This is a genomic window from Streptomyces sp. NPDC037083 (assembly GCF_055606485.1).
This window is the reverse complement of the sequence record NZ_JBVJSQ010000006.1, coordinates 435754-455063: the sequence shown is the minus strand read 5'-3', so window position 1 is coordinate 455063 and position 19310 is coordinate 435754. Positions and strand designations below refer to the sequence as shown.

The following is a 19310-nucleotide window of genomic DNA, read 5'->3' as shown; positions in this document are numbered from 1 at the left end:
GCGCAGGTCGCACGACGACGGGCGGACGGGTGATCTTCCCCGCACCGCCCCGGGAGATCACTCGCTCGGCCGCACGAACACGGTCCGGCCGCCGACCACGGTCCGCAGGCACACCGGGAGGTCGGCTCCGGGGGTCAGATCGGGCAGTCCGGGCGTGCCGGACCGGGGGTCGGTGGACCAGCGGGCGACCCGGTCGTCAGGGGCCTGGACGACCAGTTCGTCCGTTCGCCAGACCGCGTAGTCGGCGGGTGCGCCCGGCACCAGGACGCCCGCGTCGTCCCGGCCGACCGCCCGCCAGCCGCCGCGCGTGTGGGCGGTGAACGCGGCCCGTACCGAGACGCGGTGCTCGGGGGTGCGGTGGAAGGCGGCGGCGCGGACCGTGCCCCACGGGTCGAGGGGGGTGACCGGGCTGTCGGAGCCGAAGGCGAGCGGGACGCCGGCCCGCAGCAGGGCCGCGAACGGGTTCAGGGTGAGGGCCCGCTCGGCGCCCAGGCGCTGGGCGTACATGCCCTCCGCGCCGCCCCACAGGGCGTCGAAGGCGGGCTGGACGGAGGCGGTGAGGCCGAGTTCGGCGAAGGCGGCGATCGTCTCGGGCGTGAGCATCTCGGCGTGCTCGACACGATGGCGGGCGGCGCGGATCCTGGCGAGGCCCAGCTTCTCCGCGGCGGCGCGCACGCCGTCGACCACGGCGGTCACGGCGGCGTCGCCGATGGCGTGGAACCCCGCCTGGAGGCCCACCTCGGTGCAGGCCACCACGTGCGCGGCGACCTCGTCGGCTCCCAGGTAGCCGGTGCCGGTGTGGTCGGCGTCGGTGTACGGGGCGTGCAGACAGGCGGTGTGGGAGCCGAGGGCGCCGTCGACGAACAGATCCCCGGCGGCGCCCAGCGCGCCGAGCTCCCGCGCCTTGCCGGCGTCCTGCTCCGCCCAGTAGCCGACGACCCGGGGACCGTTCTCCTCGGCGGCGAGCCGCAGCAGGTCCGTGAAGTCGTCCTCGGAGGAGATCTCCGGGCCCGCGCACTCGTGGACGGAGCCGATGCCGAGGGAGGCGGCGCGCGCGAGGGCGGCCCGCTGGGCCTCGGTGCGCTGCGCCGGCGTCACGGCTGCGAACGCCGCGGCGCGGACGGCGTGGTGGGCGTCGCGGGTGAGCGGTCCGTCCATGTGGCCGGGCATGGCCCGCAGCCCGGGCGTGAGCCCGAGGAGGGCGGTGGTGGCCACGGCCGAGTGGACGTCGATCCGGCTGAGGTAGAGCGGCCGGCCGCCCGTGGCCGCGTCCAGCTCGTCCCGCCGGGGCGGGCGCCCCTCCGGCCAGCGGGAGGCGTCCCAGCCGTGCCCGAGCAGCACCTTGTCCTGCGGACGGGCCGCCGCGAAGTCCCGCACCAGGGCGAGGGCGGCGGCCAGGGAGGGGGCGTCGGACAGGTCGAGTCCGGTCAGCGCGAGGCCGGTCGACGTGGTGTGCACATGGGCGTCGGTGAACGCCGGGGTGACCAGGGCGCCGTCCAGGTCGACGATCTCGTCGACACCGTCCGCGAAGGCGTCGGCGGCGCCCTCGGAGCCGACCCAGGCGACCTGGCCGCGCTCGACCACCATCGCGGTCGCGAACGGATCGGCGGGGCTGTGGACCTCTCCTCGGCGGAGCAGGACGGTGTTCGGCTGGGGGGCGTGCTCACTCATGGGGAACAGTCTCGCGCCTCGGCGTCGGCCGCCCGGCACGGGGACCCCTCAGATCCGCGGCGGCCGGGCCTCGTACGGGGTGGACAGCACGACCGTCGTGCGGGTCGAGACCCCCGCGAGCGCCCGCAGGCGGCTCAGGAGCTCCTCCAGCTCGTGCGGGGTGGCCACGCGGACCTTGAGGATGTAGTTCTCGTCGCCGGCCACACTGTGGCAGGCCTCGATCTCGGGCACGTCCGCCAGCCGCTCGGCGATGTCGTCGGGGGCGCTGGGGTCGAACGGTTTCACCGAGATGAAGGCGGTCAGGGGCAGCCCGACGGCCTCGGAGTCGACGACGGCCGCGTACCCGCGGATGACGCCGCGCTGTTCCAGTCTGCGCACCCTCTGGTGCACGGCCGACGTGGACAGGCCCGTGGCCTTGCCCAGATCGGTGTAACTCATCCGCCCGTCCTTGACGAGCAGCTGCACGATTTGTCGGTCCAGCTCCTCCATGACGCAAGAACCTACAGTGCGTGTGATCTCCTCGTATACCTATGCAGCCCAGGTCATACCCGGTTCGTGATGTGAGGGAGCCCGGGTGGCGGCGGGCACCTGCAAGCGGCATGTGACGAATGCCACAGCGGTCGTCAAGTCTTCGTTGCGCCCTCGTGATTACCGCCGAGACCGGCAGGGAAGTGCTTGCTGTGGTCGAGGCCGCAGTCCCGTCGCGGCCCAGCCCGAGGGGGAGAATCCCATGCAGAGTCCCAAGCGCCCAGGTCGCACCGCGCCCAAGCGGCTCCATTCGGTCGTCGAGCCCGAGCCGGAGGGCGTCGAACCCTTCGACGCAGACGGCTTCGACGCCGATGACGCCGACCACTTCGACGCGTACGACACCTTCGAGATGTACCGGGTCATCTGCCCGGACTGCGCACAGCCCATCGCACTGCTGGCGGACGAGGAGGTCCTGCCGGAGCACGCGCTGTGCGCCTCGCCGTGGAACCCGTTCGGCCTCACGGTCTGCGCCGGGACGGGACGCGCGGCGTCCGAGGCCCGCCCCGCGGACGAGTCCGTGGAGCCCCAGGAGCAGGACACCGCGCTGCTGCTGACGCTCCCTCAGGGGCTGGACTGGCGCACGCAGCCCTTCTCGCACGTCGGCGGCCCGGGTTCGCGCCCGATGCGCGTGCCGGTGATGCGCCGCGCCGCCGCCTGAGCGCGATCCCCGCGCCCGGCACTCCGGCCCGAGCCCAGTAGCTGCCCTGCACCACGGCGCGCAGACTGCCGTGGTGCAGGATCAGTGCGTCCGGATCGTCGAGAGGGCGGCCTCTCTCCGCCCCACCACCGCCCGCCCTGGAGCGGAGCTTTGACGATGAGTCAGGCGTCGGAGGCGCGAACGGTCACGGCGGCCCGTCCCGACGCCGGGACACTCCCCGAACTCACGCTCTAGGGCGGCGGTCGGTGACCTGTCCCGCGGCTTCGCGTTGCCCTGGTATGACCCCCACCTATTCGGTTGCACCCGGGCGTCACCGCCAGCTCTTCGTTCCGTCGCGCCCGGAACCCGCCGGCGCAGGATCGGTTCCGCTGGCTCCGCCGCCGGCCCAGGACCCGCCCATCTACCGCGATCTGCTGCGCATCTGGGCCGACCGGGGCCGCACCCTGCCGGGACGCCATGACCCGGAGTGGGTGCGGCTGGCGGCCCCGCAGGTGCGGCCGGGCCAGTTCAGCGGCTCTCCGGACCCAGCAGGTGACGTGCGATGACCATCCGCTGGATCTGATTGGTGCCCTCGACGATCTGCAGGACCTTGGCCTCGCGCAGGTAGCGCTCGACAGGGAAGTCGGCGGTGTATCCGTACCCGCCGAGGACCTGGACGGCGTCGGTGGTGACCTGCATGGCGGCGTCCGTGCAGTGGAGTTTGGCCATGGCCGCGTACGGGGCGAAGGACCGGCCGGCGTCCCGCAGCCGCGCGGCCGCCAGGTACAGGGCCCGGCCCGCCTCGATCCGGGTCGCCATGTCGGCGAGCAGGAACCGCAGCCCCTGGAAGTCGGCGATCGGCCGCCCGAACTGCCGTCGCTGCCTCGCGTAGGCGACGGCCTCCTCGAGGGCCGCCCGGGCGAGGCCGACCGCACAGGCGGCGATGCCGAGCCGCCCGGAGTCCAGCGCGGCCAGGGCGATCGCGAAGCCCTCGCCCTCGTTCCCGATGCGTCGCGCGTCGGGGACCCGTACGCCGTCGAAGTGGATCTGGGCGGTGGGCGAGCCCCGCAGCCCCATCTTCCGCTCCGGGGCGGCGGCGTTCAGGCCCGGCGCGTCACCGGGCACCAGGAACGCCGTGATCCCCCGCGCGCCCTCGCCGCCGGTGCGGGCCATGACGGTGTAGAAGTCGGCGATCCCGCCGTGCGTGATCCAGGCCTTGTCGCCGGTGATCACCCACTCGTCGCCCTCGCGGACCGCCCTGGTCCGCAGCGACGCCGCGTCCGAACCGGAGGACGGCTCGGACAGGCAGTACGCGCCGAGCAGCCCGCCGCCGAGCACGGCGGGCAGGTGGTCGGCCCGCTGCCGCTCGGTGCCGTGGGCGGCGAGCGCGTAGGTGGCCAGGGTGTGCACGCTGACGCCGAGCCCGACGGTGAGCCGGGCGGCGGCGAGCTCTTCGAGGACCTGGAGGTAGACCTCGTAGGGCTGGTCGCCGCCGCCGTACGCGGAGTCGTACGGCAGGCCCAGCAGCCCCGATGCGGACAGGAGGGTGAACAGGTCGCGCGGGAACCGTCCGGCCGCCTCCTCCTCGGCCGCGGCCGGTGCGATCTCACGGCGCGCGATGTCACGGACCAGCGTCATGAGTTCCCGGGCCTCTGCCGTGGGCAGCGGCCGGTCCACCGGGGGCGGCGGGCGGTCGGGCATGGCGGCGTCCTCCTCCCTGGCCGGCGGCGGCTTCGCGCTGCGAGTATGCCCGCGGGAGGCCGTCGTCGCACGTGCGGCGGCGACCCGTGGAGTCCACGAGTCCCACTGCCGTCGCGACGACGAGGGAGTACGGGACCAGGCGGCGGCCGGGCGGCGCGCCGAGACGGGGCGTAGCGGGACGGGGGACGCGGCGGCCCTCCGTGTGACCACGGCGTCGTCCGGCCGGCGGTCTCCGATTCGGGGCGGAGGTCAGACCTCGCGGCGGGCCGGCTTCGGGGCCGGGAAGGCGGGATCGAGCTCCTCGATGGCGCGCATGCAGCCGCCCAGCGTCTTCACCAGCAGGTCGCCCATGACCTCGCGGGAGAGCTCGGGGCGGGCGATCCACTCCAGGGTGGCGCCCTCCACGCTGCACACCCAGGAGACCAGGGCCATCCGGGGCAGCGGCGGGATGTCGCTGCGGCCGTACGCGCCCTCGGCGAGGGTCGCCACGATCGCCGCGCGCACCCCGTCGCGGATGGAGTGCACCTCGGTGTCGAAGCCGACGCCGCCGCTGACGATCGTGCGGTAGGCCGCCTGGTTGTGCTCGGCGTAGCGCAGATAGCTGTCGATGGTGCGGTGGACCCGGTCCACCTGGGGCAGTTCGAGTCCGCTCGCCGCGAAGGTGACGAGGTCGGCGACGGAGTCCTGGATGATGGCCAGGTAGTAGCCGCGCTTGGACTGGAAGTAGTAGTAGATCAGCCCCTTGGCCACGTGCGCCTGCCGGGCGATGTCGTCCATCGAGAGCGCGTCGTAGGACGTGTCGGCGAACAACTTCCGTCCGATGGAGATGAGTTCGGCGCGACGCGCCAGTGAGCGCTCCGTGCCGCGCGCGCGGGGACGCACGACTTCACGCTGTTCACTGATATTCAATTTCCGACCCTGGTCTCGGGCTGTCGGCGGGACTTCCGCAGTATGTCAGGTCAACCGTGCGTCAGCTCACGCCCGTCACAGCAGGCCGAGCTGGGTGACCAGCATCGCGACGACCGCGACGAGGACCCAGCCCATGACATGCTCGAGGATCTTCGGGCCGTCGGTGTCGGGGCCCCCGGTGCGGGCGCGGGCGGCGGTGGCTGTCTGTGCGGTCATGGCGTCTCGCTGAGGTCGGACGTACGGGTGGACCCCCCATCGATCCGTCCACCCTGCCACTCATCGGAGCTTTTGCGGCAGAGACCTTGCTCACACGGGGATCCCCACCGCCGCGAGGGCCTCGCACTGCCGGGTGCTGGGACGCGCGGGGAAGTAGAGATAGCAGACGCCTCCGGTGCCGGATGCGACCTTGCCGCTCGCGTTGTGGCGCTTGGTCCGCAGCCAGACGTTCTCGAACTCCCGCCGCGGGTACACGCGCCGCACCGCCGCGTCGTCCGCCGAGAACGGGTCGTTGGCGATCACGTCGCCGGCGGCCGTGAACCCGATCACGGTCATCAGGTGCCCGGAGGTGCCGTATCCGGCCCCCGTGAGCTCCCCCTTGAGGAAGGACTGCGAGGTCATGGCCGGGATCCCGGCGCCGATCAGTCTCTCCAGGTCGGTGAGGGAGCCGAGCCGGGTGACCACGCCCTGCAAACCGGCGAAGGTGGCCGCGTAGGCGGCGTTGAACGGCCAGTTGCCGCAGCCGCCGTACTGGTAGTCGTACGTGGAGCGGGCGGCGTGGCACACCTGCGGGTCGCTGTAGGAGGGGTCGACCCAGGCCAGCTGCTCGGCGGTGAGCCGGCCGCCCCAGTACTCGACGATCATCTGCGAGGAGGTGGGGCTGCACCAGGCCTCGCCGCCGTTGTCGTACTCGGGGTAGCGGCCCCGGTGGATCTCCTGCGAGTAGCGCGGGACCTTCAGCTCGTGCGCGAGACCGGGCACGGAGGCCGGGACGGTGAAGCGGTCCGGGACGTCGGAGCCCATCGCGCCCAGCCGCCACACGGTCGGGGTGGCCTTCGCGCCGGGGCGGCGGTACAGGGTGAGACGCAGGCGGACGGCGTCCAGGCGCAGGCCCGTCGAGGCGTCGTCGACCGCCACGGTGTCGGTCCAGACGGTGCTTCTGCCGTCGGTCTGGCCGTCGACCGAGGTGCGCCTGATGTCCTGGTCGCCGGAGGCCCAGCGGCCCATCACGTACCACGGGGTGTCCGTGCCGTCGGAGTACCTGCCCTTCAGTTCCACCTGGAGCCAGGTCCCGGCGGGGGTGCTCGCGTTCCAGGAGGCGATCACCTCCGTGGCGGGGACGGCGAGCGCCTGGACCGGAGAGGTCCAGGTCGCGTACTCCCAGGCGGCGGTGGCCTTGGTGTGCGGGTCGGTGTAGTCGACGGCGCCGAGGGGGGTGGCGATGGCGACGCCCGGGCGGAGGCCCGCCACGGCACGGGTGCCGGCGGCCGCGCCGGCCCGCCAGTCGGCGTACGTGGTCCAGGCGCGGTAGTCGACGGACCGGGCCGGGGCGGTTTCCACCTCGCCGGTGTCCGCCGCGTCGGCGGCCGGGGCGGAGCCCCCGGCCACCGCGGCGGCGACGGCCGCGGCGAGGACCGTGCGGCGGGACGGCTGTTCGGCTCTGCTCATGGGCGGACGGACCCCCGAGGTGTCGGCGCGGCTGTGCGCCCACTATGGACAAAGGCGGGCGGGCCTTCCAGCACCCCCGCCCGTGCCACGCCCACCGAGCGGGGTCCGATCCACCGGTGTGGGCGTACGGCCGTAGACTTCCGGGCCGTACCGGCGTCTGCACCGCGCCGCTGTCCGGCCCCCGGCTCTCCGCGCCCCGCCCCCTCCCCTCTCTCCTCCCTCCCCTCTCTCTTCGCACCCCAGGACCCGCCATCCACCAGCTCGCCTCCCGGCTCCGCCGCCTGCCGCCGTCCTGCGGGCCGGTCCGTCTGATCGGCGTCGACGGCCACGCCGGCTCGGGGAAGTCCACCTTCGCCGGCAGGCTCGCCGAGGCCGTCGGCGGCGCCCCGGTGCTGCACCTCGACGACCTCGCCAGCCACGACGAGCCGTTCGCCTGGACCGGGCGGCTGACGACCCAGGTGATCGAGCCCTTCGGCCGCGGCGAGAGCGCGCACTACGCCCCCTACGACTGGCACGCACGCCGTTTCGGCCCGCCGCTGCCGCTGCCCGCCGCCCCCGTCGTCCTGGTGGAGGGAGTCGGGGCGGGCCGGCGCGCCCTGCGGCCGTTCCTGGCGTGCCTGCTGTGGATGGACGTGCCGCCGGAGCAGGCCTGGGCGCGGGGACGGTCGCGCGACGGCGAGGAGCAGCGGGAGTTCTGGGACGGCTGGGTTGCGGCCGAGGTCGGCCACTTCGCCGAGGATCCCTCACGGCCCCACGCCGACTTGCTGGTACGGCAGTTGAAGGAGGGGTACGAGGTGCTCAAGGGGCCGGCGGGAGAGTTTGGTCCGGACCAGGATGTCACCCACCGTGAGGGACCGCCCGCTATGTGGTGAACCTGTGAAGGCCCTTGCGTTCGAACTTCGCCAAGTGCTTCAACTCGGCTTGACCGGCGGCCCGTACAGGACTTACGTTCTCAATGTGCGGCATTCGAAGCCGCCCTCAGACGCGAAGCCCCCGGTTGTTCCCCCGTGATCGGGGGCTTCGTTCTGCCCTCCCCCGGTTCAGCGCCCCCGTTTCGGACGCCACGGGACACGGTTCGCTCACCCTGGGTCACCTTCCACTGTGCGCCCCGTGTGCTCCCACCTCGTCAAACGGCCTGTGCGGCACCCTACGGCGGGCGACGCCCGCGCGGGTACGATGCCTTCGGTGCGACCTGGACGACTGCTGCGCGCACCTTGCAACTCCGGTCCGCGGCACAGCGGTTCGACCAAGGCAGCCGACGGGCGACGGCCCGGCGGCAGACCGACGGGGCACGGTTTGTGGGGGACGTGATGGACTTCGGCACGCAGGGCCCCGAGGCCCCGGCCGACCTGGCCTGGCTGCGAGGCGTGGACGCCTACACCATGGGCGCCTATCCGCAGGCGGAGGAGGAGTTCCGCACCGCCGTGCGGATCGACCCCGGGATGGCCGACGGCTGGCTCGGGCTGCACGCGCTGCGCGTCGACACCACGACCGCGCTGCTCCGGATGTTCCGCCACCGTGAGCGCTTCGGCGAGCAGCGGACCCGGCACCGCCGCACCCTCAACTCCTGGTACTGGCTGGGCTGGTGGGTGCAACCGGTGCTGGAGAGCCCGCGCGACCTGCTCCTCGCGCACGCCTCGCACTGGCTGGACGGCCGCCACGTGCCCGAACTGGACCGGGCCCTCGCCGGACTCCCGCCCGTCGACGCCGACCATCAGGTCCGCTTCCTGCACGCGTGCCGCGCCTACCTGGTCAAGGACTGGGAGCAGCTGGTCCGGCACACCGACCCGCTGCTGGACGACTCCCTGCTCGGCATCGAGGCCGGCCTGTTCGGCGGGATGGCCCGGGTCCGCCTGGAGATGTACGGACAGGCCGAGCCGCTGCTCTCGGCCGCCCTGATGCGCTGCCGCAGTGAGCAGCCGCAGCGCAAGGAGCTGCGGTACTGGCTGGCCCGGGCGCACGAGGGCACCGGCCGTTCGGCGGCCGCCCTCCCCCTGTACCGGGCGGTCCACCGCGTCGACGCCGCCTTCATGGACACCTCGGCCCGCCTCGCCGCGATCGCCGAGGGCGACGGCTACGACGACACGGCCGACCTTGCGGCGATCACGCTCACCGGCATCGGGCAGGACGCGGTGGACGGGCCGGACGGTCTCGACCCGCTGTTCGGCACGGAGGGCCGGGACCTGAGGTTCACCGAGCCCGCCGACCTGCCTCCCGTCGTCCCGCTGCCGTCGGTGACCGACCCCGCGGTGCGGGAGAAGCACGCCGCCCCCTCGTCGCCGCTGCCGGCCGGTCCCACCGATCCCGCGTTACTGGAGGAGGCGCTCGCCGAGCTGGAGCGCATGGTGGGTCTGGAGCCGGTGAAGCGGCAGGTCAAGGCCTTGTCCGCACAGCTCAACATGGCTCGGCTGCGGACCGGGCAGGGCCTGCCGGTCCAGCCGCCGAAGCGGCACTTCGTCTTCTCCGGCCCGTCCGGCACCGGCAAGACCACGGTGGCGCGCATCCTCGGCCGCGTCTTCTACGCCCTCGGCCTGCTGGGCGGCGACCATCTCGTGGAGGCGCAGCGGGCCGACCTGGTCGGCGAGTACCTCGGCCAGACGGCCGTGAAGGCCAACGAGCTGATCGATTCGGCCCTCGGCGGCGTGCTCTTCGTCGACGAGGCCTACTCGCTCTCCAACTCCGGATACGGCAAGGGCGACGCCTACGGCGACGAGGCGTTGCAGGTGCTGCTGAAGCGCGCCGAGGACAACCGGGACCATCTGGTGGTGATCCTGGCCGGCTATCCCGAGGGCATGGACCGCCTGCTGGCCGCGAACCCCGGGCTGTCCTCCCGCTTCACGACCCGGGTCGACTTCCCCTCCTACCGCCCCCTCGAGCTCACCTCCATCGGCGAGGTGCTGGCCGCGGAGAACGGTGACGTGTGGGACGAGGAGGCACTGGACGAACTGCGCTCGATCGCCGGGCACGTGGTCGACCAGGGGTGGATCGACGAACTCGGCAACGGGCGGTTCCTGCGGACGCTGTACGAGAAGAGCTGCGCCTACCGGGATCTGCGGCTGTCGGCCTACCCGGGCGCACTGACCCGGGACGACTTGTCGACCCTGCGGCTCCCGGACCTGATGCAGGCGTACGGCGAGGTGCTGTCGGGGAGGGGGCCGCAGGATCCGTCGGCGATCTGACGGATCCCGCGGCCGCTCTCAGCTCGCCAGGGCCTGCTCCGGTTCGTCCCTCACCCTCGGCTCCGTCATCCGCACCTCGGGGATCTCCCGGTGCGCGGGATCGGTGACCTCGCCCACCAGGAGTTCCAGCACGTCCTCCAGCGCGACCAGGCCGAGGACCCGGCCGGAGGCGTCGGCGACCTGCGCCAGATGGGTCGCCGCCCGGCGCATCACCGTCAGCGCGTCGTCCAGCGGCAGTTCGGACCGCAGCGTCGTCATCGGACGCCACACCTGCTGGGGCACCGCCCGCTCGGAGTCCTCCAGGTCCAGGACGTCCTTCACATGCAGATAGCCCATGTAGGCGCCCTTCTCCGCGGCGACCGGGAAGCGGGAGTAGCCGGTGCGGGCGGTCAGCTCCACGATCTCGCCCGGGGTGACGGACGGGCTGACGGTGACCAGCGACTCGCGCTTGAGCAGCACGTCGGTGACGGGACGGGAGCCCAGCTCGAGGGCGTCCTCGAGGCGCTCCTGCTCCTCCGGGTCGAGCAGACCGGCCTGGCCGGAGTCCTCCAGCAGCCGGTTCAGCTGCTCGCTCGTGACGACGGCCTCCACCTCGTCCCTGGGCTCGACGTGGAAGAGCCGCAGGATGCCCCGGGCGCAGGCGCCGAGGGCCACGGTGATCGGCCGGCACACGCGGGCGAAGGCGACCAGACCGGGGCTGAGCCACAGCGCCGCCTTCTCGGGGGCCGCCATGGCCAGGTTCTTCGGCACCATCTCGCCGATGACGAGGTGGAAGAACACCACGGCCGCGAGGGCTATGACATAGCCCAGCGGGTGGATCACCCCGTGCGGCAGGCGGATCCACTCGAACAGCGGCTCCAGCAGCTTGGCGACCGTCGGCTCGGCGACCGCGCCCAGGGTGAGGGAGCAGACGGTGATGCCGAACTGGGCGGCCGCCATCATCTGGGGCAGCCGCTCCAGGCCGTAGAGGACCTGGCGGGCCCGGGCGGTGCCCAGGGGCTCGATCTGGCTGCGGCGGACGGAGACGAGCGCGAACTCGGCGCCGACGAAGAAACCGTTGGCGAGCACGAGCAGCGCGGCGAAGACGAGTTGGACGGCGCTCATCGGGTGACCTCCACGACCTGGCCGGTCCGCACCAGCCGGACCCGTTCGGCCCGGTAGTGGCCGACGCGGCGCACCGCGAGCCGCCAGCCGGGCAGCTCGGCCCGGTCGCCGACGGCCGGGATGCGGCCGAGCAGGTCGGCGACGAGGCCGGCGACCGTCTCGTACGGGCCCTCGGGGACCTCCAGGCCTATGCGCTGGAGGGTGTCGACGCGGCAGCTGCCGTCCACGTCCCAGGCGGGCCTGCCCTCCTCGGGCGGGGCGGCCGCGAGCTCGGGCGTGTCCTGACCGTCGTGCTCGTCGCGGACCTCGCCCACGATCTCCTCGACGATGTCCTCCAGGGTGACCACGCCGGCCGTGCCGCCGTACTCGTCCACGACGACGGCGATGGGCTGCTCGCTGCGCAGCCGGGCCAGCAGGGGCTGGACGGGCAGGGTCTCGGGGACCAGCAGGGACGGGCGGGCGATCCGGACGACCGGGGTGCGCAGCCGGTCGTGGACGGGGACCGCGAGGGCGTCCTTGAGGTGGACCATGCCGACGATCTCGTCGATCTTCTCGCGGTAGACCGGGAAGCGGGACAGGCCGGTGGCCCGGGTCAGGTTGACCACGTCCTCGGCGGTGGCCGACGACTGCAGGGCGCTGACCTTCACGCGCGGGGTCATGACGTGCTGCGCGGTCAGCTCGGCCAGCGACAGGGTCCGCACGAAGAGGTCGGCCGTGTCCTGTTCGAGCGCGCCGGCCTGGGCCGAGTGCCGGGCCAGCGACACGAGCTCGCCCGGGGTGCGGGCGGAGGCCAGCTCTTCGGCGGGCTCGACGCCCAGGGCGCGAACCAGCCGGTTGGCGACGGTGTTGAGCGCCGCGATCACGGGCCGGAAGAGGCGGGAGAAGCCGGCCTGTGGGCCCGCGACGAAGCGCGCGACCTGCAGGGGCTTGGACACCGCCCAGTTCTTGGGAACGAGTTCGCCGATCACCATCTGCACGGCGGACGCCAGCAGCATGCCGACGACCACGGCGACACCGGAGACGGCGCCCTCGGGGATGCCGATCGCGGTGAACGGGCCGTGCAGCAGCTCGGCGAGCGCCGGTTCGGCGAGCATGCCGACGACGAGGGAGGTGATGGTGATGCCGAGCTGGGTGCCGGAGAGCTGGAAGGACAGCTCCTTCAGCGACTCGACGACCGTGTGGGCTCGTCTGTCACCCTCGGCGGCGGCCTTCTCGGCCTCCGGGCGCTCGACCGTGACGAGGCCGAACTCGGCGGCGACGAAGAAACCGTTCGCGAGGATGAGCAGGAACGCGGCTGCCAGGAGCAGCAGGGGGATGGTCATGATGCCGCCGCCCGCGAACGATGTCGGGTGGGGGCGGCGCAGGTACTACAGGACGAACCGTCCATCGCCGGAGGGAGTCACTCCTCGGGTAGCAGGAACCCCTGTGAGCCCGGCAGGGCACAACAGGGGCGGAGGCGCAAGGGAGACGCCTCCGTCACCAGATTAATCAAGACAGGGGCTTCAGCGGCAGGGTGGACGGCCCCGAGTCAGCCCTGATCTTGTTCCGGGGGCGTCTGCGGGTCCCGGACCGACCGCGCCTCCGCGAGCGCCCGCAGGGTGCGCGCGTCGGCGATGGCCTGCCGTTTGTCGATGCCGGGCTGGATGCCGAGGGCGGGCAGGCTGGTGCCGTCGCTGAGGTCGAGGAAGACCCAGGGGTCGCCCGGGCGGAGGTTCACCCGGACGATCTCCGCCCACTCCAGCCGCCGTTGGCCGGCGATGTTCACGACGGTGACGCCTGCGTCGTCGGCGACGACCCGCACCCGGGAGAGCCGGGCCAGCACCCAGAAGATGAGGGCGCCGGTGAGGACGAAGCTGAGCCGCTCCCCCGGGCCGAGCTGCTCCAGCAGCATCGCGACGCCGGAGATGACGAGGAGGATCACCGCTCCGGCTGTGAGCAGGACCACACGAGTGCGGCCGGGCCGGAAGGTGACGGGGAGGGCGGTCAGGTCGCCACCCGGAAGATCGGACATGTTCCCGGCTGTGGTCAGAGTCGGCAGGCGTGGATGGCCGTGGTCAGGATGGCGCGGGCGCCGATGTCGTACAGGTCGTCCATGATCCGCTGGGCCTCCTTGGCGGGGACCATGGCACGGACGGCGACCCAGCCCTCGTTGTGCAGCGGCGAGACGGTCGGCGACTCCAGGCCCGGGGTCAGCGCGACGGCCTTCTCCAGCTGCTCGACGCGGCAGTCGTAGTCCATCATCACGTACGTCCGGGCCACCAGGACGCCCTGCAGGCGGCGCAGGAACTGCTGGACCTTCGGCTCGGCGGCGTCCTCGGCGTCCGCTCCGGTGCGGCGGATGACGACGGCCTCCGACTTCATGATCGGCTCGCCGAAGACCTCCAGACCGGCGTTGCGCAGCGAGGTGCCGGTCTCGACGACGTCGGCGATGACCTCGGCGACGCCCAGTTCGATGGCCGTCTCGACCGCGCCGTCGAGGTGGACGACGGAGGCTTCGACGCCCTGCTCGGCCAGGTGCTGGGCGACGATTCCCTCGTAGGAGGTGGCGATCGTCCGGCCCTTGAGGTCCGCCAGGGCGGTCGCCGTGCCCGGCTTGGCGGCGAAGCGGAAGGTGGAGCGGGCGAAGCCCAGGGGCAGGATCTCCTCGGCCTCGGCGGCGGAGTCGACCAGCAGGTCGCGGCCGGTGATGCCGATGTCCAGGCGGCCGGAGGAGACGTAGATCGCGATGTCGCGGGGGCGGAGGTAGAAGAACTCGACGTCGTTGACCGGGTCGACGATCCGCAGTTCCTTGGACTCGCGGCGCTGCTGGTAGCCGGCCTCATGGAGCATCTCCCCCGCGGGGCCTGACAGGGAACCCTTGTTGGGGACGGCGATGCGCAGCATGAGGTCGGCTTCCTTCGCGTGGAACGTGAAAAAGGGGCGGATGTGTGCGGACGGGTCTGGAGCAGTCCTACAGGTGGGCGTAGACGTCGTCCAGCGAGATTCCGCGGGCGACCATCATCACCTGGACGTGGTACAGCAGCTGCGAGATCTCCTCGGCGGCCGCTTCCTTGCCCTCGTACTCGGCCGCCATCCAGACCTCGGCGGCCTCTTCGACGACCTTCTTGCCGATGGCATGGACGCCCTTCCCGACCAGTTCGGCGGTGCGGGAAGTGGCCGGGTCGCCGTTGGCGGCCTTCTGCTGGAGCTCGGCGAAGAGCTCCTCGAAAGTCTTGTTCGACATGGTGAGGTCAGCCTAGCTCCAAGACCGGGTGGGTCAGTGCCAGGGTTCGGATACTGAGCGGAGGGTGGCCGCCGTCGCCACGGCAGCGGTCACCGCCTCGTGCCCCTTGTCCTCGCGGGAGCCCTCGATGCCGGCCCGGTCCAGGGCCTGCTCCTCGGTGTCGCAGGTGAGGACGCCGAAGCCGACGGGGACGCCGGTCTCGACGGAGACCTGGGTGAGGCCCTGGGTGACGCCGTGGCACACGTACTCGAAGTGGGGGGTGCCGCCCCGGATGACGACGCCGAGGGCGACGATCGCGTCGTAGCCCCGCCCGGCCAGCACCTTGGCGACGACCGGGAGCTCCCAGCTGCCGGGGACCCGCAGGAGGGTCGGCTCGTCGATGCCGAGGTCGTGCAGGGCGCGCAGCGCGCCGTCGACCAGACCGTCCATCACCTTCTCGTGCCACTGTGCCGCGATGACGGCGACCCGCAGGTCACCCACATTGCGTACGGACAGTTCCGGTGCGCCCTTGCCGCTCACGTCTCTCCTCTGATGCCCTTGTGCTGTGCTGTGCTGTGCTGTGCGTTGTTCGCTCGCGTGCTTGTTCACGTGCCGACTGGCGCGTGCCGACCTGCCGACCGCCGTCCGCCGGCCAGTGATCGCCGTCTACTGGTTGCCGCAGGGGGACACGGGGGCCGCGTCCAGCCAGGGCAGGTCGTGTCCCATCCGGTCCCGCTTGGTGCGCAGGTAGCGGATGTTGTGCTCGCCCGCCTGCACGGGCATGGGCTCGCGCCGGGTGACCTCGATGCCGTGCCGGACGAGCGCGTCGGTCTTCTCGGGGTTGTTGGTCATCAGGCGGACGCTGCGCACGCCGAGGTCGTCGAGGATCTGCGCGCCGGCCCCGTAGTCGCGGGCGTCGGCGGGCAGGCCCAGTTCGAGGTTGGCGTCGAGGGTGTCGTGCCCCTGCTCCTGCAGCTCGTAGGCGCGCAGCTTGGACAGCAGCCCGATGCCGCGCCCCTCGTGTCCGCGCAGGTAGACCACCACGCCCCGGCCCTCGCTCTGGATGCGCTCCAGGGACGCGTCGAGCTGAGGGCCGCAGTCGCAGCGCAGGGAGGCGAAGACGTCGCCGGTGAGGCACTCGGAGTGCACGCGCACCAGGACGTCCTCGCCGTCGCCGATCTCACCGTGCACGAGGGCGACGTGCTCGACGCCGTCGACGGTGGAGCGGTAGCCGTAGGCGGTGAACGTGCCGTGGACGGTGGGCAGTCGCGTCTCGGCCTCGCGGCGCACGGTGGGCTCGGAGCTGCGGCGGTAGGCGATCAGGTCCTCGATGGAGATGATCGTCAGGCCGTGCTTGCGGGCGAAGGGGACGAGCTCGGGCAGCCGGAGCATCCGCCCGTCCTCACCGGCGATCTCGACGATTGCGCCGGCCGGCCGCAGTCCCGCGAGCCGGGCCAGGTCCACGGCCGCCTCGGTGTGGCCGTTGCGGGTCAGGACGCCGCCGGGCCTGGCGCGCAGCGGGAAGACGTGGCCGGGCCGGACCAGGTCCGTCGGCTGCGCCTCGCCGCTCGCCAGGAGCCGCAGGGTGGTGGCGCGGTCGGCGGCGGAGATGCCGGTGGTCACGCCGTGGGCCGCGGAGGCGTCGACGGAGACCGTGAACGCGGTCTTCATCGACTCGGTGTTGTCCTCGACCATCTGCGGGAGCCGCAGGCGCTCCAGTTCGTCGCCCTCCATGGGGGCGCAGATCAGACCGCGGCACTCGCTCATCATGAAGGCGATGATCTCGGGGGTGGCCTTCTCGGCGGCGATGACGAGGTCGCCCTCGTTCTCGCGGTCCTCGTCGTCGACGACCACGATCGGCCGGCCTGCCGCGATGTCGGCGATGGCCTGCTCGACGGGGTCGAGCGAGAGGTCCTCGAGGCCGTCGGTGCTGTAGAGGATCGGTGCCGTGCTCATGCCGGCGCTCCTTCCATGACGGGTTGCGAGGCCTTGCGGGAGCGCAGCCACCAGTCGCGCATGCCCCACAGGACGAGCGCGCCGTAGATGACGTACACGAAGCCGGAGAAGGCGTAGCCGTTGGCGAAGTTGAGGGGTACGCCGACGACGTCGACGAGGAGCCAGGCGATCCAGAACTCGACCATGCCGCGCGCCTGGGCGTACATGGCGACGACGGTGCCGACGAAGATGTAGGCGTCCGGCCACGGGTCCCAGGACAGGGACGGGTGGGCCTTGAAGAGCAGTGCGACGGCGATCGTGCCGGCGGCGGCTGCGGCGATCATGGCCGCGCGCTCGGGCCAGGTGGCGAAGCGCGGGGTGATCTGGCCGTCCTCGGACCGCCCCTTGCTGCGGTTCCACTGCCACCAGCCGTACAGGGCGACGACCATGACGACGACCTGCTTGCCGGCGCTGCCGGCCAGGTGACCGTAGAAGGCGACGAAGAGGACGAGGCCGGAGAGGAACTGCACCGGCCAGGTCAGCAGCGAGCGGCGCCAGCCGAGGGCGAGGGTGATCAGGCCGAGGATGTTGCCGATCATGTCCGACCAGATGATGTGCTGGTCGAACATGACGAAGGCCTCGGAGTTCAGCCAGTTCACCGGGCCGCTCCCTGCGTGCTCGCCAGCAGGCGCTCGACGTACTTGGCGACGATGTCCACCTCGAGGTTGACCGGGTCGCCGGGCTGCTTGAGGCCGAGCGTGGTCAGGGCGAGGGTGGTGGGGATGAGGCTGACGGTGAAGAAGTCGGGTCCGGCGTCGACGACGGTGAGGCTGATGCCGTCGACCGTGATGGACCCCTTCTCCACGACGTACCGGGCGAGGCCGTCGGGCAGAGAGATCTTGACGATCTCCCAGTTCTCGGAGGGCCTGCGCTCCAACACCGCGCCGGTGCCGTCGACATGGCCCTGCACGATGTGCCCGCCGAGGCGCGCGCCGACGGCGGTGGGGCGTTCGAGGTTGACCCGCGAGCCGACGCCGAGAGCGCCGAGGCTGGAGCGGTCCAGGGTCTCCGCCATGACGTCGGCGGTGAACTCGTCGCCCTCGTGTTCGACGACGGTGAGACAGACCCCGTTCACGGCGATGGAGTCGCCGTGCTTCGCGCCGTCGGTCACGACGGGGCCGCGCAGCCGGAAGCGGGAGGCGTCGCCGAGGTTCTCGACGGCGGTGACCTCACCCAGCTCTTCGACGATTCCGGTGAACACTTCCCGGGTCCTCCTGCCTCTTCGGGCACGGACTCCGGGGCCTGTCGATGACGACAGCAGGTACGGGCAACGGCACCGGGGGCGACGCCGGACGTACTCGTCCGCGGACGAGTACGGATACGGCGGCGCGCACGAATGCCCGCCCGCCGCGCACTGCCTCCCATCCGGACTTTAACCGTCGGTCCAGGAATTTCACCTGGTCAACCGGCCGCTGGAAGCGGCCGGGTCGCGGACTGTAACCGCCGGTTCGGACTTTCACCGACCCCGGAGTGCGCTGCTTTAGGTACAGGGCCAGTGTGCCACGCCCGATCGGGGTCCAGACAGGTCAAGGATGTGGGGTGGCTCACAGACGGTGACCTCCCGGTACCTGCGCAGCACACCCTCGATTGGTCCATACCTATTGACGGTCCGATCCCGTCCTTCCTAGGGTCGGCGTGGACGCCCGGTGGCGGTGACGACGGCCCTTGCCCGCCGCCGGGTCTTCTTGCCGGGTCTTCTTGCCGGGTCCCCTCGTCCGGCCGGTCAGCGGCCCTGACAGGGTGACCGCATGACGACCGCGAGCGCCGACGAGTTCGAGGCCCACCGCCCCCGGCTGTTCGGGCTGGCGTACCGGATGCTGGGCTCGGCCCACGAGGCCGAGGACACGGTCCAGGACGCCTGTCTGCGGTTCAGCGGCGCCGACCGCGCGGGGATCGCGCACCCGGCGGCGTGGTTGGCGAAGACCGTCACCAACCTCTGTCTGACCCGGCTCACCTCGGCCCGGGCGCGACGCGAGAAGTACGTCGGCACATGGCTGCCCGAACCGGTCCTCACCTCGGACGGCACGCTCGGCCCGCAGGAGTCGGCGGAGCAGCGCGAGGCGGTCTCCCTGGCGATGCTGGTGCTGCTGGAACGGCTCACGCCCAAGGAGCGGGCGGTGTACGTACTGCGGGAGGCGTTCGCATACGCACATCGGGAGATCGCCGAGGTCCTCGATCTGAGCGAGGCCAACTGCCGCCAGCTGCACCGGCGGGCCGAGCAGCGGCTGGCGGCCGCGGAACGACGCTTCGAGGCCGCCCCCGAACGCCGGGAGGAGCTGGCGGCCTCCTTCGTCACGGCCGCCCGGGACGGGGATCTGGGCACGCTGGAGAGACTGCTCGCGCAGGACGTGATCTGGTGGAGCGACGGCGGAGGCCGGGTCACGGCGGCCCGACGGCCGATCCTGGGCCGTGAGAAGGTCCTGCGCTTCCTGGTCGGCGTCTCCCAGCGCTTCCCGGCCGACCTCACGTTCGCGGTCGTGGAACTCAACGGCGCGCCGGGCCTGCTCGTCCGGGACGGCGACGAGGTGACGGCCTCGCTCGGATTCGAGTCCCTCGACGGGGAGATCACCGCAGTGCAGGCAGTACTGAATCCGGACAAGCTGGACTACGTGCAGCGTCAGCTGGACCGGAGCCGGCGGAGCCTGTCACATCCGTGGTCGCCACTCGGTCCCAGCTGACGTGGGGCGCTCCGACCGGGAGCGTCCGGCGTTGCGAAGGG

Annotated in this window: 19 protein-coding genes and 1 riboswitch; of the genes, 4 read left to right on the top strand and 15 right to left on the bottom strand. The window is 72.2% G+C overall.

Translation table 11 applies throughout. From position 1 onward, the window contains the following. Positions 1-57 precede the first annotated feature (57 nt). Both ACZ7DE_RS19500 and ACZ7DE_RS19495 read right to left on the bottom strand, forming a co-directional pair. Positions 58-1671: an amidohydrolase gene (locus ACZ7DE_RS19500; protein ID WP_470762733.1), complete on the bottom strand. Its 1614-nt coding sequence runs from the start codon at positions 1669-1671 to the stop codon at positions 58-60. Positions 1672-1719: 48 nt separating this feature from the next. Next, positions 1720-2160 carry an Lrp/AsnC family transcriptional regulator gene (locus ACZ7DE_RS19495; RefSeq protein ID WP_470762731.1) on the bottom strand — a complete coding sequence of 147 codons (441 nt, stop codon included), beginning with the start codon at positions 2158-2160 and terminating at the stop codon, positions 1720-1722. 241 nt (positions 2161-2401) lie between these two features. On the opposite strand from ACZ7DE_RS19495, the gene ACZ7DE_RS19490 reads away from it, so the two are divergent. Continuing rightward, a complete protein-coding gene (locus ACZ7DE_RS19490) occupies positions 2402-2857 on the top strand; it encodes a hypothetical protein (RefSeq protein ID WP_470762729.1) in 456 nt (151 codons plus the stop codon). A 507-nt stretch (positions 2858-3364) separates the two neighbouring features. Here ACZ7DE_RS19490 and ACZ7DE_RS19485 read toward each other — a convergent pair. The 4 genes from ACZ7DE_RS19485 to ACZ7DE_RS19470 form a co-directional block, all read right to left on the bottom strand. Then, on the bottom strand, positions 3365-4537 hold the full coding sequence (locus ACZ7DE_RS19485) for an acyl-CoA dehydrogenase family protein (RefSeq protein WP_470762727.1): 1173 nt from the start codon (positions 4535-4537) through the stop codon (positions 3365-3367). 249 nt (positions 4538-4786) lie between these two features. After that, a complete protein-coding gene (locus ACZ7DE_RS19480; RefSeq protein WP_470762725.1) occupies positions 4787-5446 on the bottom strand; it encodes a TetR/AcrR family transcriptional regulator in 660 nt (219 codons plus the stop codon). Positions 5447-5521: 75 nt separating this feature from the next. Further along, positions 5522-5662 (bottom strand): SCO1431 family membrane protein, encoded by a 141-nt coding sequence (locus tag ACZ7DE_RS19475; protein WP_399470309.1) that lies wholly within the window; start codon positions 5660-5662, stop codon positions 5522-5524. Positions 5663-5752: 90 nt separating this feature from the next. After that, positions 5753-7111 carry a peptidase C39 family protein gene (locus ACZ7DE_RS19470; RefSeq protein ID WP_470762723.1) on the bottom strand — a complete coding sequence of 453 codons (1359 nt, stop codon included), beginning with the start codon at positions 7109-7111 and terminating at the stop codon, positions 5753-5755. Positions 7112-7362: 251 nt separating this feature from the next. Between ACZ7DE_RS19470 and ACZ7DE_RS19465 the strand changes: the two genes are divergently transcribed. Together ACZ7DE_RS19465 and ACZ7DE_RS19460 are read left to right on the top strand one after the other, a co-directional pair. Further along, a complete protein-coding gene (locus ACZ7DE_RS19465; RefSeq protein WP_470762854.1) occupies positions 7363-7983 on the top strand; it encodes a uridine kinase family protein in 621 nt (206 codons plus the stop codon). Positions 7984-8421: 438 nt separating this feature from the next. Continuing rightward, complete coding sequence (locus tag ACZ7DE_RS19460) at positions 8422-10290, top strand: AAA family ATPase (protein WP_470762721.1); 1869 nt, start codon at positions 8422-8424, stop codon at positions 10288-10290. A gap of 18 nt (positions 10291-10308) precedes the next feature. Here ACZ7DE_RS19460 and ACZ7DE_RS19455 read toward each other — a convergent pair whose 3' ends face one another. The 9 genes from ACZ7DE_RS19455 to ACZ7DE_RS19415 form a co-directional block, all read right to left on the bottom strand. Next, positions 10309-11394 carry a hemolysin family protein gene (locus ACZ7DE_RS19455; RefSeq protein WP_470762719.1) on the bottom strand — a complete coding sequence of 362 codons (1086 nt, stop codon included), beginning with the start codon at positions 11392-11394 and terminating at the stop codon, positions 10309-10311. Continuing rightward, positions 11391-12716 (bottom strand): hemolysin family protein, encoded by a 1326-nt coding sequence (locus tag ACZ7DE_RS19450; RefSeq protein ID WP_470762717.1) that lies wholly within the window; start codon positions 12714-12716, stop codon positions 11391-11393. The genes ACZ7DE_RS19455 and ACZ7DE_RS19450 overlap by 4 nt, the downstream gene beginning before the upstream one ends. Before the next feature lie 206 nt (positions 12717-12922). Beyond that, complete coding sequence (locus ACZ7DE_RS19445; protein WP_470762715.1) at positions 12923-13405, bottom strand: PH domain-containing protein; 483 nt, start codon at positions 13403-13405, stop codon at positions 12923-12925. A gap of 14 nt (positions 13406-13419) precedes the next feature. Beyond that, entirely contained in the window at positions 13420-14277 is an 858-nt protein-coding gene (hisG, locus tag ACZ7DE_RS19440; protein WP_470762713.1) for an ATP phosphoribosyltransferase, read from the bottom strand. A 67-nt stretch (positions 14278-14344) separates the two neighbouring features. Further along, entirely contained in the window at positions 14345-14617 is a 273-nt protein-coding gene (locus tag ACZ7DE_RS19435) for a phosphoribosyl-ATP diphosphatase (protein ID WP_470762711.1), read from the bottom strand. A gap of 33 nt (positions 14618-14650) precedes the next feature. Further along, the gene (gene ribH / locus ACZ7DE_RS19430; RefSeq protein WP_470762709.1) at positions 14651-15136 is read right to left on the bottom strand and encodes a 6,7-dimethyl-8-ribityllumazine synthase; all 486 of its coding nucleotides are present in this window, start codon (positions 15134-15136) and stop codon (positions 14651-14653) included. 126 nt (positions 15137-15262) lie between these two features. Beyond that, complete coding sequence (locus tag ACZ7DE_RS19425; protein WP_470762707.1) at positions 15263-16552, bottom strand: bifunctional 3,4-dihydroxy-2-butanone-4-phosphate synthase/GTP cyclohydrolase II; 1290 nt, start codon at positions 16550-16552, stop codon at positions 15263-15265. Next, a complete protein-coding gene (pnuC, locus tag ACZ7DE_RS19420; protein WP_470762705.1) occupies positions 16549-17190 on the bottom strand; it encodes a nicotinamide riboside transporter PnuC in 642 nt (213 codons plus the stop codon). The genes ACZ7DE_RS19425 and pnuC overlap by 4 nt, the downstream gene beginning before the upstream one ends. Next, the gene (locus tag ACZ7DE_RS19415) at positions 17187-17792 is read right to left on the bottom strand and encodes a riboflavin synthase (protein WP_470762703.1); all 606 of its coding nucleotides are present in this window, start codon (positions 17790-17792) and stop codon (positions 17187-17189) included. The genes pnuC and ACZ7DE_RS19415 overlap by 4 nt, the downstream gene beginning before the upstream one ends. A 146-nt stretch (positions 17793-17938) precedes the next feature. Beyond that, positions 17939-18069: riboswitch (FMN riboswitch) on the bottom strand. Positions 18070-18339: 270 nt separating this feature from the next. Between ACZ7DE_RS19415 and ACZ7DE_RS19410 the strand changes: the two genes are divergently transcribed. After that, positions 18340-19269, top strand: a complete 930-nt coding sequence (locus ACZ7DE_RS19410) for an RNA polymerase sigma-70 factor (protein WP_470762701.1) — start codon at positions 18340-18342, stop codon at positions 19267-19269. The last annotated feature ends 41 nt before the right edge of the window (positions 19270-19310 follow it).